Annotated in this window: 16 protein-coding genes and 1 pseudogene; 10 read left to right on the plus strand and 7 right to left on the minus strand. The window is 71.2% G+C overall.

The window, feature by feature from the left end:
• Positions 1 to 160 precede the first annotated feature (160 nt).
• Complete coding sequence (locus tag Sri02f_RS34610) at positions 161 to 1,435, plus strand: sensor histidine kinase (protein ID WP_109005292.1); 1,275 nt, start codon at positions 161 to 163, stop codon at positions 1,433 to 1,435.
• 179 nt (positions 1,436 to 1,614) lie between these two features.
• Here the strand turns inward: Sri02f_RS34610 and Sri02f_RS34615 are convergent, their stop codons facing one another.
• Both Sri02f_RS34615 and Sri02f_RS34620 read right to left on the minus strand, forming a co-directional pair.
• Positions 1,615 to 2,109, minus strand: a complete 495-nt coding sequence (locus Sri02f_RS34615) for an SUKH-3 domain-containing protein (protein ID WP_109005293.1) — start codon at positions 2,107 to 2,109, stop codon at positions 1,615 to 1,617.
• Positions 2,110 to 2,177: 68 nt separating this feature from the next.
• Positions 2,178 to 2,759, minus strand: coding sequence for a YwqJ-related putative deaminase (locus Sri02f_RS34620; RefSeq protein WP_109005294.1), 582 nt, complete (start codon positions 2,757 to 2,759; stop codon positions 2,178 to 2,180).
• Between the two features lie 306 nt (positions 2,760 to 3,065).
• Here Sri02f_RS34620 and Sri02f_RS34625 point away from each other — a divergent pair, with 306 nt between their 5' ends.
• The 3 genes from Sri02f_RS34625 (at position 3,066) to Sri02f_RS34635 (ending at position 8,090) form a co-directional block, all read left to right on the plus strand.
• A complete protein-coding gene (locus Sri02f_RS34625) occupies positions 3,066 to 4,061 on the plus strand; it encodes an SMI1/KNR4 family protein (RefSeq protein ID WP_109005295.1) in 996 nt (331 codons plus the stop codon).
• Positions 4,062 to 4,068: 7 nt separating this feature from the next.
• Positions 4,069 to 6,837, plus strand: a complete 2,769-nt coding sequence (locus Sri02f_RS34630) for an SUKH-4 family immunity protein (RefSeq protein WP_109005296.1) — start codon at positions 4,069 to 4,071, stop codon at positions 6,835 to 6,837.
• Positions 6,838 to 7,205: 368 nt separating this feature from the next.
• Positions 7,206 to 8,090, plus strand: coding sequence for a coiled-coil domain-containing protein (locus Sri02f_RS34635; RefSeq protein ID WP_167467681.1), 885 nt, complete (start codon positions 7,206 to 7,208; stop codon positions 8,088 to 8,090).
• A 5-nt stretch (positions 8,091 to 8,095) separates the two neighbouring features.
• On the opposite strand, the gene Sri02f_RS34640 is transcribed toward Sri02f_RS34635, so the two are convergent.
• Together Sri02f_RS34640 and Sri02f_RS34645 are read right to left on the minus strand one after the other, a co-directional pair.
• Positions 8,096 to 9,706: a sodium/solute symporter gene (locus Sri02f_RS34640; protein ID WP_109005298.1), complete on the minus strand. Its 1,611-nt coding sequence runs from the start codon at positions 9,704 to 9,706 to the stop codon at positions 8,096 to 8,098.
• The gene (locus Sri02f_RS34645) at positions 9,703 to 10,140 is read right to left on the minus strand and encodes a DUF485 domain-containing protein (protein ID WP_109005299.1); all 438 of its coding nucleotides are present in this window, start codon (positions 10,138 to 10,140) and stop codon (positions 9,703 to 9,705) included. The genes Sri02f_RS34640 and Sri02f_RS34645 overlap by 4 nt, the downstream gene beginning before the upstream one ends.
• A gap of 745 nt (positions 10,141 to 10,885) precedes the next feature.
• Between Sri02f_RS34645 and Sri02f_RS34650 the strand changes: the two genes are divergently transcribed.
• From Sri02f_RS34650 to mfd, 3 genes are all read left to right on the plus strand, one after another.
• Positions 10,886 to 11,674 (plus strand): ABC transporter ATP-binding protein, encoded by a 789-nt coding sequence (locus Sri02f_RS34650; RefSeq protein ID WP_109005300.1) that lies wholly within the window; start codon positions 10,886 to 10,888, stop codon positions 11,672 to 11,674.
• The gene (locus Sri02f_RS34655; RefSeq protein WP_109005301.1) at positions 11,671 to 14,250 is read left to right on the plus strand and encodes an ABC transporter permease; all 2,580 of its coding nucleotides are present in this window, start codon (positions 11,671 to 11,673) and stop codon (positions 14,248 to 14,250) included. Before Sri02f_RS34650 ends, Sri02f_RS34655 begins: the two co-directional genes overlap by 4 nt.
• Positions 14,251 to 14,657: 407 nt before the next feature.
• Positions 14,658 to 18,191, plus strand: coding sequence for a transcription-repair coupling factor (gene mfd / locus Sri02f_RS34660; RefSeq protein WP_109005302.1), 3,534 nt, complete (start codon positions 14,658 to 14,660; stop codon positions 18,189 to 18,191).
• A 172-nt stretch (positions 18,192 to 18,363) separates the two neighbouring features.
• On the opposite strand, the gene Sri02f_RS34665 is transcribed toward mfd, so the two are convergent.
• Positions 18,364 to 18,549 carry an antitoxin gene (locus tag Sri02f_RS34665; protein WP_109005303.1) on the minus strand — a complete coding sequence of 62 codons (186 nt, stop codon included), beginning with the start codon at positions 18,547 to 18,549 and terminating at the stop codon, positions 18,364 to 18,366.
• Positions 18,550 to 18,740: 191 nt separating this feature from the next.
• Between Sri02f_RS34665 and Sri02f_RS34670 the strand changes: the two are divergent.
• The 3 genes and pseudogenes from Sri02f_RS34670 to Sri02f_RS34680 form a co-directional block, all read left to right on the plus strand.
• A pseudogene (locus tag Sri02f_RS34670) lies at positions 18,741 to 19,013 on the plus strand (hypothetical protein); the annotation flags it as partial.
• 115 nt (positions 19,014 to 19,128) lie between these two features.
• Complete coding sequence (locus Sri02f_RS34675) at positions 19,129 to 19,878, plus strand: HNH endonuclease family protein (protein WP_174855767.1); 750 nt, start codon at positions 19,129 to 19,131, stop codon at positions 19,876 to 19,878.
• 66 nt (positions 19,879 to 19,944) lie between these two features.
• Positions 19,945 to 21,072 (plus strand): DUF6183 family protein, encoded by a 1,128-nt coding sequence (locus Sri02f_RS34680; RefSeq protein WP_109005316.1) that lies wholly within the window; start codon positions 19,945 to 19,947, stop codon positions 21,070 to 21,072.
• A 119-nt stretch (positions 21,073 to 21,191) separates the two neighbouring features.
• On the opposite strand, the gene Sri02f_RS34685 is transcribed toward Sri02f_RS34680, so the two are convergent.
• Together Sri02f_RS34685 and Sri02f_RS34690 are read right to left on the minus strand one after the other, a co-directional pair.
• Complete coding sequence (locus tag Sri02f_RS34685; RefSeq protein WP_109005305.1) at positions 21,192 to 21,791, minus strand: DUF6262 family protein; 600 nt, start codon at positions 21,789 to 21,791, stop codon at positions 21,192 to 21,194.
• Complete coding sequence (locus Sri02f_RS34690; protein WP_159106824.1) at positions 21,788 to 23,716, minus strand: tyrosine-type recombinase/integrase; 1,929 nt, start codon at positions 23,714 to 23,716, stop codon at positions 21,788 to 21,790. Before Sri02f_RS34690 ends, Sri02f_RS34685 begins: the two co-directional genes overlap by 4 nt.
• Between the last annotated feature and the right edge of the window lie 332 nt (positions 23,717 to 24,048).

Consider the following 24,048-nt stretch of genomic DNA (forward strand, 5'->3'; position numbering starts at 1 on the left):
ACCGTCTGGGCGGAATGCTGGGTTCCGGGATCGAACGGGTCTGGTTCAGCAGTTCGAGGGATACCGGTGGGTTTCGATGTTGTTCGGTTACGGTGTGTGGTGTGGGGCGGTCGGAGAAAGTCGCCGGAAAAGGCGGGGGCCGCGCCCGTAGGGTGGAGTCATGACCACGACGGGGGAAGAGGACACGGCGGCCCGGGGAGGGCCGTTGTGGTGGAGCAGACGGCGTAGCGCGGCGTTCGACTGGACCCTGGGGTTCGTGTCCGCCGTGGAGTGTGCGGTGGAGGGGGTTCCGTTCGCGCAGGACGCCGGGATCCCGGTGGCGGTGGGGGTGGTGTTCGGGGCGCTGGCCGGTTCGGTGCTGGTGGTGCGGCGGAAGTGGCCGATCGCGGTCGTGCTCGTGGCGATCGCGATCACGCCGGCGCAGATGGGTTTCCTGATGGGGATCGTGGGGTTGTACACGCTCGCCGCGTCGGAGTTGCCTCGACGGATCATCGGTTCGCTGGCGGGGATGCAGTTGGTGGGGACGTTGATCGTGACGTTCGTGCAGGTGCGGCAGAGCATGAACCGGGGCTCGTTGACGCTGGGGGACTGGTTCGTTCCGTTCGCGGCGATCACGACGTCGCTGGGGTTGACGGCGCCGCCGTTGTTGCTGGGGATGTACGTGGGGGCGCGGCGGCGGTTGATGGAGAGTCTGCGCGAGCGGGCGGACAGCCTTGAGCGGGAGTTGCAGCTGCTCGCGGAGCGTGCGGAGGAGCGGGCCGAGTGGGCGCGTGGTGAGGAGCGGACGCGGATCGCGCGGGAGATGCACGACGTGGTGGCTCATCGGGTGAGTCTGATGGTGGTGCATGCGGCGGCGTTGCAGGCGGTGGCGCGGAAGGATCCGGAGAAGGCCGTGCGCAACGCGGTGTTGGTGGGGGACATGGGGCGGCAGGCGTTGACCGAGTTGCGGGAGATGCTCGGGGTGTTGCGCAGTGGCGGGTCGGGGGCGCGGGCCGCGTCGGTGCCGTTGGTGGCTGTGGCGGTGGTGGAGGAGGGGGAGGGGCCTTGTCTGGAGGAGCTGGAGGAGTTGGTGGGGCAGTCGGCGGCTGCGGGGATGGTGGTGGAGTTGTCGGTGGAGGGTGAGGTGCGGGCGTATGCGCGGGAGGTGGAGCAGACGGCGTACCGGGTGGTGCAGGAGGCGTTGACGAACGTGCACAAGCATGCGGCGGGGGCGAAGACGCGGGTGCGGTTGGCGCATCGGGTGGCGGAGATCGCGATGCAGGTGGAGAACGGTGCGCCGCCCGAGGCGGGGTCGGCGTCGTCGGCGGGGTTGCCGTCGGGGGGCAACGGGTTGGTGGGGATGCGGGAGCGGGTGGTGGCGTTGGGCGGGGTGTTCGTGTCGGGGCCGACGGAGTCGGGGGGTTTTCGGGTGTCGGCGGTGATTCCGGCGTCGTGATCGCTGGGTGGTGATCGCTGGGTGGTGATCGCGGAGTGGCGATCGTTGAGCGGTGATCTTTGAGCGGTGATCTTTGAGCGGTGATTGCGGTGTGGCGGTCGCTGGGTGGTGGTTGCGGCGTTGTGGTGGCGTGGTGATGTCGGCTTCGTGGGCCGGGGGCCGCTCGGTGCGGCCGGGGGTCAGGGCGCGGTGAGGCGGGTGGGTTCGATGCCGGTGGTGAGGGTGCCGAGGGCTTGGTCGATGTCGGGGCCGAGGTACCAGTCGCCGGTGTGGTCGAGGGCGTAGACGCGGCCTTCGGCGTCGATGGCGAGGAGGGAGTGGGTGTCGGTCTCGGTGCCGAGGGGGGCGACGTCGGTGTCGAGGGCGCGGCCGAGGTCGGCGAGGGTGCGGGCGAGGTGGAGGCCGTGGAGGGGGTCGAGGTGGAGGGTGGCGGGGGCGATCTGGCGGCCGGGGCCGGTGGGGGTGACGGTGAGTCCGCCGAATTCGGCCCAGGCTTCGACGGCGGCGGGGAAGACGGCGTGGCGGTGGCCGGCGGGTGAGGTGTGTTCGCGGAGGGTGTCGGCCCAGATCTCGGCTTGTTTGATGTCCCAGCGTCCGGGTTGCCAGCCGGCGGCGCGCAGGGCGGCGTCGACGGGTACGGGGAAGCGCGTGGTGGAGGTGCGGTCGGGGTGCATCTGCCCTTCGTTCGTCGTGCTGGTGGTGCGTGGCCGGGTGTGGGGGGCGCCGGCCTGGGGTGGGGCGGTCAGTCGGTGGTGGCGGGGTCGACGATGCGGACGCCGAGGTGGGCGCTGAGGGCGGTGCAGGCGCGGCAGGGGGTGGCGAAGCTGCCGTGGAGGGGGTCGCCGTCCTCGCGGATGTGGCGGGTGGTGAGTTTGGCTTGTTTCAGTGTTTTGCGGGCTTCGCCGTTGGTCATGGGGCGGCGGGCTGCGCGTCTGCTGCGGGCGGCGTCGGCGGCGGCGATGTGGCGGGAGATGAGGAGGGCTTCGGCGCAGCGGCCGGTGAAGCGGTCGCGTTGGGTGCTGGGGAGGGTGTCGAGGAAGTCCTGGACGAGGGGGTGCAGGGGTGGGGGCTGGTCGCCGCGGGCGGCGGTGCCGGTGAGGGTGGCGCCGCGGACGGAGAGGGCGGCGGCGACGGTGGGCAGTATGCCGTCGCGGCGGTGGCGCAGGGCGGGGGTGTGGGGGGTTTCGGTGGCGGACCAGCCGATGCGTGGGTCGCCGGCGCCGGGGTGGCTTTCGGCGGTGGGGGCGGTGTGGTGGTCGCCCGTGGTGTGGTGGTGCAGGTCGTCCGGCCTGCCGGTGTGTGACCCCGTCTGCGTCGCGTTCATGATCGTTTTCCCCTCCCGTGCATCCCCCGGAAGGTCACAGAGTGCCAAATGGCGTGGCGGGTGCGGAAGCTGGGGCGGTGCGACACGCCCGGGTTTGGGCTGGCTGTCACGGCGGGGTGACGGCAGGTCACGGAAGCGGAGGGCCGGTGACCGCTGTCGTCGTACCGCATAGGCTGTCGCCACCGTGAGCGCGCGGTTGACGCGCGTTGGCGATTGTTGGAGACAGTCGATACGGGGCGTGGTGGCCGGTTCGCAGGCGGAACGGGTCGCTGCGGGCCGTACAGAGTGCCGCAGGGGGCAACCGCCATGACTACAGGTCGGCTCGGGCAGCAGGCCGCGCCGCCGAACGCGGCCTATGCCGGGCAGGTCGTGCATTTCCCGGATCCGGTCCGGGCGGCACGGCACCCGAGGGGTGTGCGGGTGGACGAGCGGGGTTACCCGGATTTCTCGCCGTACGCGCGCGCGGTCGCGGAGATCGCCGATCCGCCGGAGGGTTTCGGCGTGGACGAGTTGCGGTTGACGGACTACGTGTCGGCGAACGCGGCGTCGGCGGCTGCGGGGCATGAGCTGTGGGACACGGTGTCCGCGGTGGCGACTCCGCACGGCTGGACGTGGCATCACGTGGTGGGTTCGCGGCGGCTGGAGCTGGTGCCGGTCGAGGTGAAGGCGTTGCTGCGGCATCACGGCGGGGTGTCGACGGCGGTGGTGGATCAGTCGAAGCGGGGGACGCGTCCTCTGCAGGAGACGCGTCCGGCGCATTTCGGGCTGCCGAAGTCGGGTGTGGCGGTGACGGAGCAGCAGGTGCAGGGGGTCGAGGAGGACCTGGGGTACCGGTTGCCGGGTGCGTATCGGTCGTTCCTGAAGGCGGCGGGCGGTTGTGCGCCGGTGGACGCGGCGTTGGACGCGGAGCTGGGGCTGCTGGTGGACCAGCCGTTCTTCACGGTGCGGGATGAGGCGGCGGTCAACGACCTGGTGTATGTGAACAAGTGTCTGCGTGATCATCTGACGAAGGACTATCTGGGCGTCGCTTTCGTGCAGGGCGGGCTGCTGGCCGTGAAGGTGCGGGGCGAGCGGGCCGGTTCGGTGTGGTTCTGCGCGTACGACGACGTGCGGGACGTGGATCCGGGGTGGTCGCCGGCGGAGCGCATGGAGCGGCTGCTGCTGCCCTGCGGTGAGGACTTCGACGTGTTCCTGTCGCGGCTGGCCGGTAATCCGCCGGAGCTGGAGACGGTGGCGAATCTGATGGTGGACGGCGGGTTCGCGCGGGCGGTTCCGGTGTCGTCCGCGGGTGCGGGGGAGTGAGCTGACGATGGTGACGTTCGCGCAGGCGCAGGAGCGCGCCGAAGAGTGGATCAACGGGGATGTGCCGGCGTATCAGCACCGTGAGGTGCGGGTGCGGGAGTTCGGGCTGGGGTTCGTGGTGTGGGCCGAGGACCGGGCGGAGGGTCCTCGTTCGGACGGGGGCGCGCAGCGGCTGGTCATCGCCCGGGACAGCGGGGAGGCCACGTTGTGGCCCGCAGCGCCGGTGGGTGAGGTGATCCGCCGGTACGAGGAGGAGTACGGCCGTCCGGACGGTCCTGTCGACGCGGTGCCGCCGCCTGCGGCGCGGGTGGACCTGAATCAGACGTCGTTCCTGCTGTCGCCGCCGGAGTGGTTGCAGGAGGCGGCGGACAAGCTGGGCATCTCGGACCGGCGGGACGCTGGTTCTGGTGACGGCGGTGGCGGTGGCGGCGGTGGTGGCGGTGGCGCTGCGGAGCCGGCTGCGGCCGCGGGGGCCGGGCCGGGTTCCGGTGCGGGCGTCCCGGCCGGCGGTGACCCTTCGCTTCCCCGTACGCAGGGCGGGGCGCCCGGGAGCGGGCTGCCGCAGACCCAGGGCGGGGTGCCCGCGGGTGTCGGTGCGGCGTCGGCTGCCCCGGCTCCGGCTTCTGCTCCGGCTCCGGCGGGGGCGACGCCGTGGGCCGGGACGGACACCAACGGCGACGCGGGTGACGACCGTTCCGTGCCGCTGCCCGCGACGGTGTTCGCGCCGCCGCTGAGCGGCTCCGACGACGAGACGGCGCCGCCGTCGGCGGACTCGGACGCCAAGACGGCGCTGATGTCCGGCGGCAGCCAGCTCCCGCCCACCGCGGTCTCGCCCGCGCTCGGCGCTCCGGGGCCGGGCGGGTCGGGCGGTGGGTCGGGTGTGCCGTCGGGGCCGGCGGCCGCGTCGTACGGCTATCCGCAGGGTGCCGGTGCGTCCGGTGGGCCGGGCGGGCCGGGGAGTTCCCTGCCGGGGACTCCGCAGGGCCCGCCCGTGTCCGACGGCTCGTCCTACGGTCATCCGCACGGAGCGGGGGCCGCGCAGCCTTCCGCTGCCGCGGGTCCGGGTTCGCCCGCGCGGCCGCTCGCGCCGCACGCCGGTGACATCGCCGACGCCGCGACCAGCAAGGCCGCGCCGCCGCCGCGTCGTGCCCGTGGCGCGGGGGCGATGCCGCCGCCTCCGCCGGGTGCGCCGGGCGCGCCCGGCGTGCGTCCGGGCGGCACGCCGCCGCCCGTGCCTCCGTCCGCCGGGCCGGGCGCACCGGGCGCACCGGGTGCTCCGGGTGCTCCGGGTGCTCCGGCGGGCGGTTACGTGCCCACGCAGCTGGTGTCTGCCCTGAGCCCCGACGGGCCCGCCGGGCCCGGTGCGCCGCAGCCGCCTGGCGCACCAGGTGCACCTGGCGCACCGGGCGCGCCCGGTGGGCCGAACCCGCCCGGGGGCACGCCTCCCGGCGGCGTTCACCATGCCGCGACGATGCTGGCCGACCCCGGTCGGATGGGCCCGGGCGCGGGAGGCGCGCAGCAGCCCCCCGGTGCTCCCGGCGGCCCCGGCTCGCAGCAGGCCCCGGGTGGGCCGGGCGCCGTCCACCATGCTCGGACGATGCTGGCCGGGCCCGCGCAGAGTGGTCCCGGTGTGCCTCCGCCGCCGCCGGTCCCGGGCGTCCCCGGCTTCCCGGGTGCTCCCGGCGCGCCCGGTATGCCGCCGGGTGCTCACCGGCCGCCGATGCCGCCGGGTGCGATGCCGCCGCCGGGCGGCCCGGCGCCGGGGCAGCCGCCGGCGTACGGGTATCCGCAGCAGCCGGGGCTGCCGACGGTCGGCCCGGGTTACCAGGCGGTGCTGCGCTATCGCGCGCAGGACGGTTCGGAGCAGCAGCTGATCCGGCGCTCGGCGCCGGGGACGCCGCACCCGGAGTGGCAGATCTTCCATGAGCTGCGGGCGATGAACGTGCCCCCGGACCAGGTGCTGGAGCTGCACACGGAGTTGGAGTCGTGCGAGCTGCCGGGTGCGTACTGTGCGCGGATGATCCGGGAGCAGTGGCCGCAGGCGAGGATCACGAGCATCGCGCCGTACGGCACGGATCACGCGAGCCGGCAGCAGGGCATGCAGCAACTGCTGGCGCATCAGGGCGAGTTGCACCAGGTGGCGGACGGTCCGGCGCGTCCGGCGCCGGTGCGTGCGCCGTTGCCGCCGGTGCAGCCCGTGCCGCCGGTTCCGCCGGAGGTGGTCGGGCAGGAGCTGGCCGCGGTGTTCGGGCCGGCGGTGTTCCGGTTCGAGCAGGCGGCGGTGTCGCGGCAGGGCGTGCCGCCGGTCGTGGCGCACACGCTCGTGGTCGCGGGCCTGCCGGCGGACATGGGGCCGTTCTTCTGGGCGCAGGCCCAGCCGGGGCGGCCGGTGCCGACGCTGGCGGAGCTGGCGGCGGAGCGGGGCGTCCAGCCGGCCCCGGACGCGGGCTCGTACCTCGTCATGGGCAGTGACTTCGGCAAGGCGATCTGTGTGCAGTACGGGACGGCGAACATCGTGGCGGTGCCGGTGGAGGCCGGGCCGGGCGGTGGATCGGTGCCGCCGCAGTTCGTGAACACGGGACTGCCGGAGTTCGCGCGCTGTCTGGCGCTGCTCGGGCGGATGTGGCGGCTGCGGTTCGGTCTGAACCAGGAGCAGGCGGGGCGCTGGACCGTGGACTTCCAGGCGCAGTTGGCCGCGCTCGATCCGGCGGCGCTGGGTTCGCCGGAGAGCTGGTGGTCGGTGCTGCTGGAGGAGATGTGGGACGGGCTGCTGTGACGGGCGGCCGTTGACCCGCGGGCGGTCGCGCGGGTGACGCGCAGGGGGTCGGCCCCGGTCGGAGGACCGGGTCCGGCCCCCTTGGCGTTGGGCCCGGTCGGAGGACCGGGCCCGGCCCCCTTGGTATGCGGTCCGGCCCCCCTGGTGTCGGTCCGGCCCCTGCGCGTTCGGTCCGGCCCTCTCCGCGTGGGGCCCAGCTTCCCGCGCGTTCGGCCGAACTCCTTCTGCGGTTCGGACCTGCTCGGCTCGCTTTCAGCGTTGGCCGTGACCTGTGCGCGGAGTGTCGCGTTATGAACACTTCCGTCCGATCCATCAAGATATGCGCGAAATCATCATGTCGTGTCCGTCTGGTGGCGAGGGGTTCAAGGATGAGCAGCGCATCGGTGTCACCGCCCGGGTTCGTGACCGTCCGCGGCCGCGGCTACCGGCCCGAACAGGTGGAGGCGTACACCGCCGCGCTCTGCGCCGACCGGGACGCGGCGTGGGAGCGGGCCGCGCGTCTCACCGTCCTCGCCAAGGACATGGAGGCGGAGGCCGAGCAGATGCGTGCGGTCGTGACGCGGCTCGCGCCGCAGACGTACGACTCGCTGGGGGAGCGCGCGCGGCGCATCCTGCAGCTCGCGGTCGAAGAGGCGGCGGATGTGCGCGAGAACGCGCGGCGGGTGGCGATGGAGGACGTCGCGTATGCCGAGACGTGCGCCGTCGATGTGCGCCGGGCGGCCCAGGAGGAGGCGGACGCGCTGCGCGCGGACGCCGAGGACCGCGCCCGTCAGCGGTTGCTCGCGGCGCGCGCCGAGGCCGACGAGGTCCGCATCGGCGCCCGGCGCGAGGTGAAGGAGTACCGCGGGGAGGCGCTGGCCGCGCTGCGCGAGGTGCGTCAGCGCACCGCCGGCATGCTCGCCGAGCAGGAGAGGGAGCAGGCCGAGCGGTGGGCCGCCGCGGAGCGCGAGGTGGCCGAGCGGGCCGCGGCCCTGGACGCCCGGTACGCCCGGGCCGTGGCCGTCGCGGAGGCGGCGCTGTCCGCGGCGGAGCAGACGTTCGCCGAGGCCGAGGAGTCGGCCCGGCGCGGTCAGGAGGAGGCACACGTGCGTGCCGCCGCGATCCTCGCCGAGGCGCGCGCCCGCGAGGAGCGCACCGAGCGGGAGACGGAACGGCTGCTGCAGGAGCATGGCGCGCGCGGGGAGGACGTCCAGGCGCACATGGACCACGTCCGCAACAGCCTCTCCGCCCTCACCGGCCGCACAGCCGACTGACCGTGTCAGTCCTCTCTCCGTAGGGCCCCTGCCAGGATCCAGCCTTCCACCGCCTCGTACCGGCGGCGCTGTTCCTCCGCCGTGTGGCGGCCCGAGAGCGCGGTCCCCAGCCAGCCGAAGGCGAAGCCGAGGGGGACGGTGACGATGCCGGTGGTGGTGAAGGGGAACCAGTTGAAGTCGGCCTCGGGGAAGGCGGCGAGGGGGGAGCCCGAGACGAGGTTGGTGCCCGGCATGAGGAGCAGGACGGACACGGTGCCGCCGATGAGGGTGGCCAGGAGGCCGGTGCGGGTGTAGCGGCGCCAGAAGAGGCTGTAGACCAGCGCCGGGGCGAGCGCCGAGGCGCCGAGGCAGAAGGAGAGGGTGACCAGGGGCTGGAGGCTGCGGTGCTGGACCTGGGTGGCCAGCAGGATCGTCGGGGCGCCGACGGCCAGCGCGGAGAGCCGGGCCAGGAGCATCTCGCGGCTCGGTGACATCCGCGGGTTGCGGGCGGCGAAGACGTCGTGGGCCAGGGAGTTGGCGCAGGCCAGGATCATGCCGGCGACGGAGGCGAGCACGGTGAGGAAGATCGCCGTCGTGACCGTCGTGAACAGGAGCGTCTCGGCGGTGGAGACGTCCGGGCCGAACGCGCCGCGGGAGCCCAGCAGGTAGGCGGTGTTGCCGCGCGGGTCGGCCGCGGCGATCACCGCGCGGCCGACGAGCGCCGTCGCGCCGAAGCCGATGACCGTGATGACCAGCACGAACAGGGCGATGGCCGAGATCGCCCAGGACAGGGACCGGCGCACCTGGCGGGCGCTGGAGGCGGTGTACATGCGCATGGTGATGTGCGGCAGGCAGGCGCCGCCCAGGACGACGGACAGCTGGGCGGTGATCATGTCGAGGCGGGGGTAGGGACTGCCGGCGAACTCCAGGCCGGAGCGCAGGAAGGCGTCGCCGACTCCGCTTCCCTCGGCCGCCGCGTCGAAGAGCGCGCCGGGGTTCCAGTCGAAGCGGTACAGGACGATCACAGCGATCGCGGCGCCGGAGCCGAGCAGTGTCACGATCTTCAGCATCTGGATGAGGGCGGTGCCCTTCATGCCGCCGATCGCCGCGTAGCTGATCATCAGCACGCCCATGCAGACGATGCAGCCCGTCTTCACGGAGTCGCCGGAGAAGCCCAGGATGAAGGCGAGGAGCTGGCCGGTGCCCGCGAGCTGCACGAGCATCATCGGCAGCAGCGCGGCGAGGGTGACCGCGCAGGCCGTGATGCGCACCGCGCGTCCCGGCATCCGGCGGGCCAGCGCGTCGCCCATGGTGAACCGGCCCGCGTTGCGCAGGGGTTCGGCCAGCAGGAACATCAGCAGCATCAGGGAGAGCGCCGTGCTCAGGGCGAGGACGACGCCGTCGTAGCCGCACAGCGCGATCACGCCGCCGGTGCCCAGGACGGTGGCCGCGGAGATGTAGTCGCCCGCGATGGCCAGGCCGTTGCGCAGCGGGGAGAGGGAGCGGTAGCCGGTGTAGAACTCGTCGAGGTCGTCGCGGTCGGGGCCGGTCATCACGCACAGCAGCAGCGTGATGGTGGCGACGGCGGTGAACGCCACGAGGGACATGGTCTGTGCGTCGCCGCTGAACTCGGTCATCGTCCGGCCTCCCTGGGGCGGGTTCCGCGGGCGTCCCGCCTGGCGTCGATCTCGGAAAGGGCGCGGATGCGGTCGGCGAGCGGGTCGACGCGGCGGCGGGCGGTGCGCTCGTACACGACGATCGCCACTCCGGTGACGGGGAGTTGGAGCAGCGCGAGCAGCAGTCCGGCGGGAAGCCCGGGGGTGACCTCGCCGGTCATCAGGGACGGCGCGAACGCGGACAGGACGAGGAAGGCGACGAAGTAGCCGAGCGCGGTGAGCGTGGCCGCGCGGCGCTGGCGGCGGTACGCGCCGCGCAGGACGCGCAGGTCGCTGTGGCGTCCGAGGGGGGCATGGTTCGCGGGGCGTCGTCGTGGCGGTTCGGGCGGTGGGGGCGGCGGCTGCCAGGGGTAGGTGGGGTGGGTGGGGTCGGGGCGTGACGGGTGGTGGGACATCCCGCTCCTTGCATGGCTCGGGTCCGTGGCGGCGGACCGCAGGGAGGTGGGGGGTGCGAGGGACGCACGCTACTCGGGAGTACACCCGCTGCGAAGACTTTTCACCGAACTGGCCGGTCGGTATGCGCTTACTGTGCCGAACCGCGTCTGACCTGGGGTGTTACCGGCGTTAACCTCGAGTCCCGGAACGCCGTGCCGCTGGTTTCCGTCCGGACCGGGAGGCCCGCGGCGCGTGTCCCGTGGCCTGGCGGCCTCGTCGCCGATTCTCCGTGGCCCTTGCACCCGTTTGGCGGAACCCGGCCTACCACTTGAGGCTCACGCGACGGGAGGGTGCAGGCTGGGCGGGCCGGGGGGTGGAGACGACCCCGAGAGCTTCTCCACCCCACGGTGGACGCCCCCTAGGGGTGCCTCCGTACTACGGCTGGGGGAGGGTTCGTACCGGCGGATGAGGAGAGGGGCCCCAACGCTCCTTAACCTGGCTTTACGCCGTCGACGGGGGTGGACGGCGACCGGCAGGGAGCGGCCAGCCCCCGTGCCGGGGGGTGGGGTTAACCCCCCGGGAAGACGGGTCCGCGCACCAGCGCGCGGAATCGCCTCCCGGGACAGACTCTTCGACGTAGCTCTTCGACGTAGCGCTTGACCGGCGAGCAACACCGGGCATGGCGTCACCGGGCACCGCATCACCCAGCACCACCGCCCGCCGTGCCGCGCCCTTACTTCTGGTATCCGACATAGGAGATTCACCGTGACATCGGCTGTGACCATTCCCAGGCACGGGGGCACTGGAGGGCGTACGGCCGTTGCCGCGCGGGCGCGGCAGGTCGTCAAGGCGTACGGGTCCGGGGAGACCCAGGTCGTCGCCCTGGACCACGTCGACGTGGACATCGCCCGCGGTCAGTTCACCGCGATCATGGGCCCCTCGGGGTCCGGCAAGTCCACGCTGATGCACTGCCTCGCCGGGCTCGACACCGTCTCGTCCGGGGAGATCTACCTGGACGAGACCGAGATCACCGGGCTGAAGGACAAGAAGCTCACCCAGCTGCGCCGGGACCGGATCGGGTTCATCTTCCAGGCGTTCAACCTGCTGCCCACGCTGAACGCGATAGAGAACATCACGCTGCCGATGGACATCGCCGGCCGCAAGCCCGACCAGGAGTGGCTGAACCAGGTCGTGGAGACCGTCGGCCTCGCCGACCGGCTCAAGCACCGTCCCACCCAGCTCTCCGGCGGTCAGCAGCAGCGCGTCGCCGTCGCCCGCGCCCTGGCCGCCCGCCCGGAGATCATCTTCGGGGACGAGCCGACCGGCAACCTCGACTCCCGCGCCGGCGCCGAGGTCCTGGGCTTCCTGCGCCGCTCGGTGGACGACCTGGGCCAGACCATCGTGATGGTCACGCACGACCCGGTCGCCGCCTCCTACGCGGACCGGGTGCTGTACCTCGCGGACGGCCGGATCGTCGACGAGATGCTCAAGCCGACCGCCGAGACCGTCCTCGACCGCATGAAGGACTTCGACGCGCGAGGGCGTACGTCATGACCGTGCTCAAGACCTCGATGCGCAACTTCTTCGCGCACAAGGGACGCATGGCGCTGTCGGCCGTGGCGGTCCTGCTGTCGGTGGCGTTCGTCTGCGGGACGCTCGTGTTCTCCGACACGATGAACACGACGTTCGACAAGCTCTTCGCCGCCACCTCCTCCGATGTGACGGTGAGCGCGAAGGGCGCCACGGACAGCGGCGAGACGACCGCCGACAACGGCAAGCCGCCGGTCATGCCGGCCTCCGTGCTCGACAAGATCCGCAAGGTGCCGGGCGTGAAGTCGGCACAGGGATCGGTCTTCTCCAGCGCGGTGACCGTCGTCGACGCCGAAAAGAACAGCCTGTCGCCGTCCAGCGGCGCGCCCACCATCGTCGGCGGCTGGACCGCCAACGAAGCCCGCACCATGAAGATCACCGAAGGTGCGGCGCCGAAGGGCTCCGACCAGGTCATGGTCGACGAGGACACCGCCGACAAGCACCACCTCAAGCTCGGCGACGAGGTCGGCGTGATCACCGCGGTCGGCACGCACACCGCGAAGATCTCCGGCATCGCCGCCTTCCAGGTCACCAACCCCGGGGCCTCGATCTTCTACCTGGACACCGCGACCGCCCAGAAGGCGCTGGTCGGTGAGCCGGACGTCTACACGAACGTCAACGTCACGGCGGCGGCCGGGGTCGACGACGCACAGCTGAAGAAGAGCGTCGCGGCCGAGATCGGCGCCGGCTACAAGGTGCAGACCGCCCAAGAGGCCGCGGACGCCAACCGCAAGGGCGTCGGCAGCCTGCTGGACGTGATGAAGTACGCGATGCTCGGCTTCGCCGGGGTCGCCTTCCTCGTGGGCATCTTCCTCATCATCAACACCTTCTCGATGCTGGTCGCGCAGCGCACCCGCGAGATCGGTCTGATGCGGGCCATCGGCTCCAGCCGCAAGCAGGTCAACCGGTCCGTGCTCGCGGAGGCGCTGTTCCTGGGCGTCGTCGGCTCCGCCCTCGGCGTCGGCGCGGGCATCGGCATCGCCGTCGGCCTGATGCAGCTCATGAAAATGACCGGCATGAACCTCTCCACAGACGACCTCACGGTCGCCTGGACGACCCCGGTGGTCGGCATGGTCCTCGGCATCGTCGTCACGGTGCTGGCGGCCTACCTCCCGGCCCGCCGGGCCGGCAAGGTCTCCCCGATGGCCGCGCTGCGCGACGCGGGCGCCCCGGCCGACGCCAAGGCGGGCGTCGTGCGGGCCGTCATCGGCCTGCTGCTCACCGTCGCGGGCGGTGCGGGCCTCTACCTCGCCTCCGTCGCCGACAAGGCCACCGCGGGCTCGATGTGGCTGGGCGTCGGCGTGGTGCTGAGCCTGATCGGCTTCGTGGTGATCGGCCCGCTGCTGGCCGGCGGCGTGGTGCGGGCGCTGGGCGCGGTGCTGCTGAGGGCCTTCGGCCCGGTCGGACGGATGGCGGAGCGCAACGCGCTGCGCAACCCGCGCCGCACGGGAGCCACGGGCGCGGCCCTCATGATCGGCCTCGCGCTGGTCGCCTGTCTGTCGGTGGTCGGCTCGTCCATGGTCGCCTCGGCCACGGAGGGGCTCGACAAGAGCGTCGGCGCGGACTTCATCATCCAGAACGACAAGGGCCAGCGCGTGACGGCGGAGGCGGTGCAGGCGATCAAGTCGGCCCCCGGTCTGAAGCGGGTCACCGAGTACAAGGGGACCCAGGCCGACTTCACCCCCCCCGACGGCAAGACCCTCGACGGAACGTCGATCACGGCGGCCGACCCGACCTACGCGACCGACCTGCGCGTCGACACCGTCGCCGGCAAGCTCGCCGACGCCTACCGGCCCGACTCCATGTCCGTCCACGAGAAGTTCGCCGAGGCTCACAAGATCAAGCTCGGCTCCAGGATCTCCGTGGCGTTCCGGGACGGGAACACCGCCCAGCTGACGGTGCGCGCCATCACCAGCAGTGACTCCGTGGTCGACCAGGGCGCGATGTACGTCTCCATCGCCACCCTCGAGAAGTACGTCCCGGCCGGCAAGGTGCCGCTGGACCAGCTGGTCTTCGCCACCGCCAAGGACGGGCAGCAGGACACCGCGTACACCGCCCTGAAGACGGCGCTGCACGACTACCCGCAGTACACCGTGCGCGACCAGACCGACTACAAGCAGGAGCTCAAGGACCAGATCGGGCAGCTGCTGAACCTGATCTACGGTCTGCTCGCCCTCGCGATCATCGTCGCGGTCCTCGGCGTGGTGAACACCCTGGCCCTGTCGGTGGTGGAGCGCACCCGGGAGATCGGCCTGATGCGGGCGATCGGCCTCTCGCGCCGCCAGCTGCGCCGCATGATCCGCATGGAGTCGGTCGTCATCGCCCTCTTCGGCGCGCTGCTCGGCCTCGGACTGGGCATGGGCTGGGGCGCGACCGCCCAGCGGCTGCTCGCCCTGCAGGGCCTGAACGTCCTCCAGATCCCGTGGCCGACGATCATCGGCGTGTTCATCGGCTCCGCGTTCGTGGGCCTGTTCGCCGCACTGATCCCGGCGTTCCGCGCGGGCCGCATGAACATCCTGAACGCGATCGGGACGGACTAGCACCGCGGAACCCACGAGGGCGCACGGCCCGGCACCGAGGAAGACGGGAGTCTTCCCGGCGCCGGGCCGTCCGCGCGTCCGGGGCCGTGCGTGCCCCCTCGCCGTCCGTTCGGGCCTCCTCGCCGTCCGGGCGTCCCGGGTCGTGCGGACGTCAGGGCGTCCGGCCTGGCTGGTGCGTCTCAACCCGTGCGAGGTGGCCGTCCGGGGCGACCCCGGGGGGAGGCGCGGGGCCCGCCCGGCCCCGGGAGCTGTCCACAGCCTCCGGCGAACGTCCGCGCCCCGTCGTACGCTGGACGCCCCCGGCCCGTGACACGCGTCGGGCCCTTCGCGTTGCCCACCCCGGACCCGGTGCGCCCGTATCCCGAACAGGACGGGACGTGCCCGGCCCCTCGGACGGAAAGCCCCCCATGAGCCTGCACGGTCTGCTCGACGCCGTCGTCAAGGACGCCGCCCTCGCGGAAGCCATCCCCGCGGCCGCCGACGGCAACCGCATGCACGTCGACCTGGTCGGCCCGCCGGCCGCCCGCCCCTTCGCGATCGCCGCCCTCGCCCGCGAGACCACCCGCACGGTCCTCGCCGTCACGGCCACCGGCCGCGAGGCCGAGGACCTGGCCGCCGCCCTGCGCTCGCTGCTCCCGGCCGACGGCGTCGTGGAGTACCCCTCCTGGGAGACGCTCCCGCACGAGCGCCTCAGCCCCCGCAGCGACACCGTGGGCCGCCGCCTGGCCGTCCTGCGCCGCCTCGCCCACCCGCGCCCCGACGACCCCGAGACCGGCCCGGTCTCCGTCGTCGTCGCCCCCGTCCGCTCGGTGCTCCAGCCGCAGGTCAAGGGCCTCGGCGACCTGGAACCGGTGGCCTTGCGCTCCGGACAGACCGCCGACCTGAACGAGATCGTCGAAGCCCTCGCCGCAGCCGCTTACGCGCGCGTGGAGCTCGTCGAGAAGCGCGGCGAGTTCGCCGTGCGCGGCGGCATCCTGGACGTGTTCCCGCCCACCGAGGAACACCCCCTGCGCGTCGAGTTCTGGGGCGACGACGTCGAGGAGATCCGCTACTTCAAGGTCGCCGACCAGCGCTCCCTGGAAGTCGCCGAGCACGGCCTGTGGGCCCCGCCCTGCCGTGAACTCCTCCTCACCGACGACGTCCGCACACGCGCGCGTGACCTCGCCGAACTCCACCCCGAGCTGGGCGAGCTGCTCGGCAGGATCGCCGAAGGCATCGCCGTCGAGGGCATGGAGTCGCTGGCCCCGGTGCTCGTCGACGACATGGAGCTGCTCATCGACGTCCTGCCCAAGGGCGCGATGGCCGTCGTCTGCGACCCGGAGCGGGTACGCACGCGCGCCGCCGACCTCGTGACCACCTCCCAGGAGTTCCTGCAGGCGTCCTGGGCGGCGACGGCCGGCGGCGGGGACGCGCCCATCGACGTCGGCGCGGCCTCCCTGTGGTCCATCGCGGACGTCCGCGACCGCGCCCGCGAGCTGGACATGATGTGGTGGTCGGTGTCGCCGTTCGCGGCCGACCTGGAGCTGGAGGCGGACACCCTCCAGCTCGGCATGCGCGCCCCCGAGACCTACCGCGGCGACACCGCCAAGGCCCTCGCCGACACCAAGGGCTGGCTGGCCGACGGCTGGCGGGTCGCCTTCGTCACCGAGGCGCACGGCCCGGCCGCCCGCACGGTCGAGGTCCTCGGCGGCGAGGGCGTCGCCGCCCGCCTGGACAGCGACCTGACCGAGCTGAGCCCCTCGCTCGTGCACGTCTCCTGCGGCTCGATCGACTACGGGTTCGTCGACCACGCGCTGCGTCTCGCCGTCCTCACCGAGACCGACCTGTCCGGCCAGAAGGCGGCCGGCAAGGACGGCGCGCGCATGCCCGCGCGGCGCAGGAAGACCATCGACCCGCTCACCCTGGAGGCGGGCGACTACATCGTCCACGAGCAGCACGGCGTGGGCCGCTACATCGAGATGGTGCAGCGCACCGTCCAGGGCGCCACACGCGAGTACCTGGTCGTCGAGTACGCGCCCGCCAAGCGCGGCCAGCCCGGCGACCGCCTCTACATCCCGACCGACCAGCTGGAGCAGATCACCAAGTACGTCGGCGGCGAGGCCCCCACGCTGCACCGGCTCGGCGGCGCCGACTGGACGAAGACGAAGGCGCGCGCGAAGAAGGCCGTCAAGGAGATCGCCGCCGACCTGATCAAGCTGTACAGCGCGCGGATGGCGGCCCCCGGCCACGCCTTCGGCGCCGACACCCCCTGGCAGCGCGAACTGGAGGACGCCTTCCCCTACGCGGAGACGCCCGACCAGCTCACCACCATCGCCGAGGTCAAGGACGACATGGAGAAGACGGTCCCGATGGACCGCCTGATCTGCGGCGACGTCGGCTACGGCAAGACCGAGATCGCGGTCCGCGCCGCCTTCAAGGCCGTCCAGGACGGCAAGCAGGTCGCCGTCCTCGTGCCGACGACCCTGCTGGTGCAGCAGCACTTCGGCACGTTCAGCGAGCGGTACGCCCAGTTCCCGGTGAAGGTGCGCGCGCTGTCCCGCTTCCAGACCGACACGGAGGCGAAGGCCACCCTGGAGGGCCTGCGCGAGGGCTCGGTGGACATCGTCATCGGCACCCACCGCCTGTTCTCCTCCGAGACCAAGTTCAAGGACCTCGGCCTGGTCATCGTCGACGAGGAGCAGCGCTTCGGCGTCGAGCACAAGGAGCAGCTGAAGAAGCTCCGCGCCAACGTGGACGTCCTGACGATGTCGGCGACCCCGATCCCCAGAACCCTGGAGATGGCGGTCACCGGCATCCGCGAGATGTCGACGATCACCACGCCCCCGGAGGAGCGCCACCCGGTGCTCACCTTCGTCGGACCGTACGAGCAGAAGCAGATCGGGGCCGCCGTCCGCCGCGAACTGCTGCGCGAGGGCCAGGTCTTCTACATCCACAACCGGGTCGAGTCGATCGACCGGGCGGCCGCGCGACTGCGCGAGATCGTGCCCGAGGCGCGCATCGCGACCGCCCACGGCCAGATGTCGGAGACGGCGCTGGAGCAGGTCGTCGTCGACTTCTGGGAGAAGAAGTTCGACGTGCTGGTCTCGACGACGATCGTGGAGTCCGGCATCGACATCTCCAACGCCAACACGCTGATCGTGGAGCGCGGCGACACCTTCGGCCTGTCCCAGCTGCACCAGCTGCGCGGCCGCGTGGGCCGGGGCCGCGAGCGCGGCTACGCCTACTTCCTCTACCCCCCGGAGAAGCCCCTCACGGAGACCGCCCACGAGCGGCTCGCCACGATCGCCCAGCACACCGAGATGGGCGCGGGCATGTACGTGGCGATGAAGGACCTGGAGATCCGCGGCGCGGGCAACCTGCTCGGCGGCGAGCAGTCCGGCCATATCGCGGGCGTCGGCTTCGACCTGTACGTGCGGATGGTCGGCGAGGCCGTGGCGGACTACCGGCGTCAGCTGGAGACCGGTGAGATCGAGGAGGAGCCGCCGCTCGAGGTCAAGATCGAGCTGCCGGTCGACGCGCACGTCCCGCACGACTACGCGCCCGGCGAGCGGCTGCGCCTGCAGGCCTACCGGGCCATCGCCTCGGCCAACTCGGAGGACGACGTCAGGGCCGTCCGCGAGGAACTCGTGGACCGCTACGGCAAGTTGCCCGAGCCGGTGGAGAACCTGCTGCTGGTGGCGGGGCTGCGGATGCTGGCCCGTGCGTGCGGCGTCGGCGAGGTCGTGCTCCAGGGCGTCAACATCCGTTTCGCGCCGGTGGAGTTGCGCGAGTCGCAGGAGCTGCGCCTGCAGCGGCTGTACCCCGGGTCCGTCATCAAGCCGGCCGCGCACCAGATCCTCGTGCCCCGCCCGAAGACCGCGAAGGTCGGCGGCAAGCCGCTGGTCGGACGCGAACTGCTGGGCTGGGTCGGCGAGTTCCTGGCGACGGTGCTGGGCTCGTAGCACGGCTACGGGCGCTACGACGGCTACGAACGAGGGGCTACGAGGGCTACGAGGGCTACCGCGGCGGAGGCGGCGCGAGCGGAAGCCGCCTCCGGGGAGTTCGCTCCCCGGGGACGGCTTCGGGCGCGGGCCGGGTCGGTGCGGGAGGCCCGGTCCTGCCGGAGAGCGCGGGCTACGGCTGTTCGGGCCGGTCCTCGTCCATGCCGAGCCGCTCGTGCAGCTTCTGCTGCCCGGTGTCGACCTGGGACTCGTATTTGTCGCCCGTCTTCTCGTTGACCGTCCGCTCGGCGGCGTCGGACATGTCCCTGGCCTTGTGCTGGGCCGCCTTGTTGCTCTTGAACCTGTCGAAGATGCCCATCCGGAGCTCCTTTGCGAGAAGGTGCCTCCCCACCGACGATATTCCCGGGATGCGGCGGATGCCCACTTGAGCCCCCGGTGGTCCGGATCGTCCCACTGCCTCCGCGCGCCCCTCGCCACGGTGTGTGGGAGTCCCCGGCAGGGGAATCCGCCCTGTGCGAAGTGGCGGCGAGCCGGACAGGGGAGGGGCGCGTGAGGCGTCTGAGGGGCGGGGCGGCTGCTGCCGCCGTGCTGATGTGTGCCATGACGGTGTCCGGGTGCACCGACCAGGTCACCGGCTCGGGAGCCGGGGCCCGCCCCGGTGCCGGCCCCGGCACCGGTTCCGGGGCGACGGCGGGCGGCGGAGCGGCGCTCGCGGCGGCGAGGTCGCTGCCCGTGAAGGGGCGTGCGCCCAAGACCGGTTACGACCGGGAGAAGTTCGGCGCCGCCTGGGCGGACACGGACTCCAACGCCTGCGACACCCGGGTTATCTCTATGCTTCGCGGCGCCATCGCGGACTTTTCGCAGCTCATCCAGGGGGTGGTGCGGTATGCCTACTGAGAGGTACATGAGGCACAGCAATGGAGGACGGCGTGTCCTCATGGCATCCGCCGTAGTGGTGGCCGCCGGATTTGTGGCCACCGGCTGCAAGGACATTGCTCCACCTGCGGACAGCGGACCTTCCGGCCCTGCCGCTTCGGCCGTCGGCAACGGTCGGGCTGTGAACCCGCTGGACAATCCGGACGGCACGAAGCCAGGGCTGGCGGCGATCACCTCCACCGCGGACAAAGCCAAGGCGCGGTCGTTGATCGAGAAGGTGGCGACGAAGGGGCGCGGCCCCAAGACGGGGTACGAGCGGGACAAGTTCGGCTACGCCTGGATGGATTCGGCTCCGGGCGGCATTCCCTTCGCCCGCAACGGGTGTGACTCGCGAAACGATCTCTTGAAACGCGATGGCGAGAGTGTCCGCTTCCGGGCTGGCTCTGACTGCATCGTCACCACCATGACGCTGCACGATCCGTACACCGGGAAGACGATCGAGTGGGCCAAGTCCCGCGCGACGACAGTCCAGATAGACCACGTCATGCCGTTGTCGTACGACTGGCAGATGGGTGCCTCGCGCTGGACGAAGGGCAAGCGTGAGGATATCGCCAATGACCCGCTCAACCTGATCCCGGTGGACGGACCGACCAATGGCGCGAAGAGCGACTCGGGGCCCGCGACCTGGCTGCCCCCGAACAAGCAGATCCGTTGCTCCTACGTGGTGCGCTTTGCTCAGGTGTCGTTGAAGTACGACCTCCCGGTTACCACGGCGGACAAGACGATGATGCTGAAGCAGTGCGAGGACTGATGGGGCTGCAGTGACCTGGGAAAATGCGATCGAGCTTCGGGCTGTGTGACGCGTACGCTCCGTACCGTGGCTGACCGCATACAGAAGATCGTGACGAAGCTGCCGGACCTGAAGAGTGTCACTGACGTGTGGAAGGTGGCTGACCGCAGTCTCGCGAGGGGGGATGCCGCGTTCCTCGCGGACCTCGGCATCGCGCTCGCAGGTGCTTACGGCTCCGACGCCGGGCGGATCTGGCAGTGCAGGAGCGTCTTCGACTACCTGCTCCGGCTGCTGGCCACCACGTCCGGTCCCGGGAACGTCGCCCAGGCGTTGCGGCTGGTCTCATCTGCGGGGGCTGCTGACGGGAAGTTGGACCGTTATGCGGCCTCCCTGCTGGCCTCCAGCCAACCGGCAAAGGAACTGGCGGTGGCGTTCACCGGACACGCCACCGAGGAACTGCGTGCGTGCCTGGTCCATGAGCTGGTGCTCAGGGGTGCCGGCGTTATGGAGACCCCGGGGATCGCAGGGTGGGCGATGTCGCCGCACTGGAGGCACCATCCGCTGGGATGGCTGCCGTTGGCGCTGTCCGATGTGGAAGGACGGCCGGATCTGCCGAGCTACGGCGCCCGCGGCGGCAGTCATTCGATGCCGTACGGCCCGTCGCCAGGCAGCAAGGTGCGGGGCGATGCTGGGGCGCATGTGCCTTCGGCCGAGGAGACGACGACCGAAGCCGCTGCCAAGGGCATCGGCGCTGCTGTGGCGAACTGGGCCGAGGAGTCGAACGGTCGGATCGAGGCACGAGTCTTCGATCTGGCAGCTCCTCTGGAGGCCGAGTCGGTACTGAGTATGCTGCTGGGACTGGGGCTGGAGTGCCTGAAGGGTGCGGGGAAGAAGACCGCCTTCTCGGTCGCGGCCTGCCCGGCGGACCAGGCGTGGCGGGTCCTCTTCGCTGCCGCGTCCACGGGAGGTGCCTACAACTTTGGTACCCGTGGGGCCTACGGCCGTCTGGCCGCGTGGCAGTCTCTGGCCAGCCTCTCCGGAATCGCAGAGGGCGACCCTGTGGAGGAGGTCGAGGCACGTGCACGGGAATGCGCCTGGTATGGCTTCGGGGCCGAAACCAAGTGGTTCGAGCGTGTGGCCTGGGACATCGGCCTCGCCGCGGTCTCTCCGGAACGCCGACGGCTGGCAATGTTGGCCGCGACGGACACCGATTGAGCATGACCTGGACTGTGCATTGGCGGAGTCCTGACCATTTTGCGCCGGTGTTCCTCGTGGCTGTCCGGCAGACGGCACGAAAGCCGGACAGCCGCGAGGGGCGGCGGCACGGCATGGATCTACGGAGACGGAACGGCCCGCATGGCACGGCGGAGACTGACACGCGCGGCGGTGAGATCATCTTGTGTCTGACTCAACTGGCCTTCCAGGGAGGCGATCCGGAGCCTGGCCTCTGAGAGCTCCTGGCTCAGGGCGGTGTTCCGCTGCTCCAACTGCTGCACCCGCTTGATCAGCTCGTTTCGGTCCACCTCGTCCAGCTCGGCGCCGAGAGACAGCCGGACCCGGGTCCGGAGGCGGTCGCGTTCCTTCTTGAGGTCCTTGATCTCTTCGCGTGCCAGGGCGAGATCCGTCCGCAGCCCGGCAGAGGAGACCTGTCGTGTCTCCGGAACGGGGAACTTGTCACGCACACGCTCTCGCTGGGCGGCGGTGCCGTCCTGAACGGCCTGGTGCACTTGGGGCTGGTTGTAGATGAACCACGTGGACACTGCCGCGTCCCGCGCCACCTGGGCTACGGTGATACGCCGTCCCGAGCGGAGAAGGCCGTCCACTGCATCGAGCGCGCGCTTGGTCTTGTCCTCGCTGTCCTTGGCGCGACTGGCGCGCAGGCGCTCGACCCGTGTGTTCCGGTCATTGCTGCCGGAAGCGGCGAGACTTTTCATTCGGGGCTCCGTGTCGTCAGTGCCTGCAAGGGGACGAAGGCCGCTGCGGAGCGGGCCTTGCGCAGCTCGCGCGAGGCGGATTCGACGACCGCGCGCTCCTCTGCGGGCAGCGCGTCGAGCTTCCTCCGCATCTCGTCGGCCGACTTCGAGTACGCGAGGATCTGGTCGTCGAGATTGCGAACAACCCAGTCCGCGGCCTCCATTGCCAGAGCGGCCTCCTTGTCGGCCCGCAGGTCCGCGATCTGCTGTTCCAGGGCCGGTAGGTAGGAGGGGTCGGGCCGGTAGAAGTCGCAGCCGGCGCACTGGAAGCGGATGCGGCAGTGTCCGCCTCCGGCCTTGACGTTGCTCGGTTCGGTGCAGCCGCCGTACGGAACCCCGACGCTCTCCACTTCGTAGGCAAGGGGGTCGCTGAACCCACGGGATTCCCCGTGCCGATCGACGGCGAGCGCCGCGACCGTCCGCACGGCTTCCTGTTTCCGGCTCAGGGAGACCTTGTAGTACCCCATGGTGACGTCCAGCGACCGGTGGTCCATGAGTTCCCGGAGGACGTCCGGCCGGGTGCCGGCGTCCGCGTGACGCTGGGCGTAGGCGTGGCGGAAGCCGTAGGGAACGATCTTGGTGCGATCGTATGCCACTGGTTCGCCGTTGTCGTCCAGGCGCTCGTCCCAGATGGTGGGGATCAGCTCGTCGACCCAGATACGGAAGATGCGGCTGCAGAACTGTGCCGCAGTGAGGTGGCGACGGCGGGGGCGGTTGCGTTGACCAGGGGAGGGGAACAGCCACTGGGTGCAGGCCGGCACCGGAGGGAGAGCCTCCAGCTCCTTCTGCCAGGCCTCGATCTCCCGGGCGGTGCGCTCGGAGATCGGCAGGCGGCGGCCGTGTCGGCGCCGTTTGTGGTTGTCGTAGATCAGAGTCGGTTTGCCGTCGATCCACTCCAGGCAGTCTCGTCGCAGGCTGGTGACCTCGCCCGGTCGGCGGCCTGTGTCCCTCAGGACTGTGTAGACCACCTGGTACATGCGGGCGAAGTCAGCAGTGGTCCAACCGCCGCTCTCGTAGGCCGTGGAAGTGCCCAGCAGGTCGATGTGCGTATCGAGTTGGGCGATGACATGTTCGGGAACCGCTCGGCCGATGTCGTCCTCGGTCACCTCGATCGCCGCGATGGTGTGAAAGCGGGGATTGACGGCGAACCCGCCGGGGATGTGGTCCATCATCCCGGCTTGCCGGACGAACTCCAGGAACGCACGCCAGCGCCGCAGCAGCGCTCGCCTGTGGCTCGTAGAGTGGTTATGCCCGTCCTCGGGGCGTTTGCTGAGGCGGAAGTGGTCCACTACGGCGTTCATGTCGGCCATCGAGAGCTGCTCAGGCGCGTCCCCCTCGAGGCGGTGAGACAGCGCGGCCGACGCGATCGTCGCGGCGTACACGGTCTGCCTCAGCTCCAGAACGTCGGTTCGTGTAGTGCGCCCGTACTCCTTGACGAGCTCCCGCAGCCACGTCTGTCGTACGGGCCGGAAATCGATCACGCCTTGAACGGCTTTGTACTTTCTGCCCCGACCTGCAGTGAGGCCCACCAGCGCGCATTCCCAGATGTCGCCCGAGGTGGGGTCGGCGCCTTCGAACTCCGCCCGGGCACATCGGATGTGAAGGAGGACGCTGTTGAGAACGCCTCTGGCAGCAGCGGGGAGTTCGGAGGAGAAGCCGGAGTCAAGGCTCAGGAGGGAGTCGAGCTCCTGCGGGAGGCTGGCCACGATGCGGCGCATGCGCTGGGGGACGAGACTGATTCCAGCGTCGTCGCGTTGCTGAAGCCCATACAGAATCTCGTGTCGCACGGCTGGGGAAACCCGTGCCAGAGAGAACTGGGAGACCCCTGGCTTCACTCCGTCTGTGACGTTCGGCCGTCGACGAGCCACCACCGGGGCGTACGTCATGTCGAAGTCCGCAGGTTTTCCCCTGAGTAGACGGGCCTTGCGGCAGGCGTCGCAGCGACTTCCATTATTTCCGACGTGCGTGGAGCAAGCCGTGACTACGCAGGTGAACACGTGGGTCGTCGGGTTGTCTGGATCAGCTGTGAACAGTGCCTTGGTCGGATCCCATTCGGTCGTTCGCCAACCGGAAGCGAGGCGTTCTGCGAGCCAGGCGGACCAGTCGGGGAGCGCGGTTGAGTGCGAGGGAACCGTGGCGAGGGCAGTGCTCGATGTCATTGCGCGATCTCCAGGGTGAGGCTGTCGACGGCCGATCGAAGGTCCTCGTCCTGAGCGTG

This window comes from Streptomyces rishiriensis (assembly GCF_003112535.1).
Classification (GTDB): Bacteria; Actinomycetota; Actinomycetes; order Streptomycetales; family Streptomycetaceae; genus Streptomyces; species Streptomyces rishiriensis.

Coding starts and splice junctions, on each gene's coding strand:
- Sri02f_RS34675 (WP_174855767.1), top strand. CDS start 19,129: ATGGCATCCGCCGTAGTGGTGGCCGCCGGATTTGTGGCCACCGGCTGC.
- Sri02f_RS34615 (WP_109005293.1), bottom strand. CDS start 2,109: ATGCACCCCGACCGCACCTCCACCACGCGCTTCCCCGTACCCGTCGAC.
- Sri02f_RS34640 (WP_109005298.1), bottom strand. CDS start 9,706: ATGACCGAGTTCAGCGGCGACGCACAGACCATGTCCCTCGTGGCGTTC.
- Sri02f_RS34620 (WP_109005294.1), bottom strand. CDS start 2,759: ATGAACGCGACGCAGACGGGGTCACACACCGGCAGGCCGGACGACCTG.
- Sri02f_RS34685 (WP_109005305.1), bottom strand. CDS start 21,791: ATGAAAAGTCTCGCCGCTTCCGGCAGCAATGACCGGAACACACGGGTC.
- Sri02f_RS34645 (WP_109005299.1), bottom strand. CDS start 10,140: ATGTCCCACCACCCGTCACGCCCCGACCCCACCCACCCCACCTACCCC.
- Sri02f_RS34630 (WP_109005296.1), top strand. CDS start 4,069: ATGGTGACGTTCGCGCAGGCGCAGGAGCGCGCCGAAGAGTGGATCAAC.
- Sri02f_RS34635 (WP_167467681.1), top strand. CDS start 7,206: ATGAGCAGCGCATCGGTGTCACCGCCCGGGTTCGTGACCGTCCGCGGC.
- Sri02f_RS34625 (WP_109005295.1), top strand. CDS start 3,066: ATGACTACAGGTCGGCTCGGGCAGCAGGCCGCGCCGCCGAACGCGGCC.
- Sri02f_RS34655 (WP_109005301.1), top strand. CDS start 11,671: ATGACCGTGCTCAAGACCTCGATGCGCAACTTCTTCGCGCACAAGGGA.
- Sri02f_RS34665 (WP_109005303.1), bottom strand. CDS start 18,549: ATGGGCATCTTCGACAGGTTCAAGAGCAACAAGGCGGCCCAGCACAAG.
- Sri02f_RS34690 (WP_159106824.1), bottom strand. CDS start 23,716: ATGACGTACGCCCCGGTGGTGGCTCGTCGACGGCCGAACGTCACAGAC.
- Sri02f_RS34610 (WP_109005292.1), top strand. CDS start 161: ATGACCACGACGGGGGAAGAGGACACGGCGGCCCGGGGAGGGCCGTTG.
- mfd (WP_109005302.1), top strand. CDS start 14,658: ATGAGCCTGCACGGTCTGCTCGACGCCGTCGTCAAGGACGCCGCCCTC.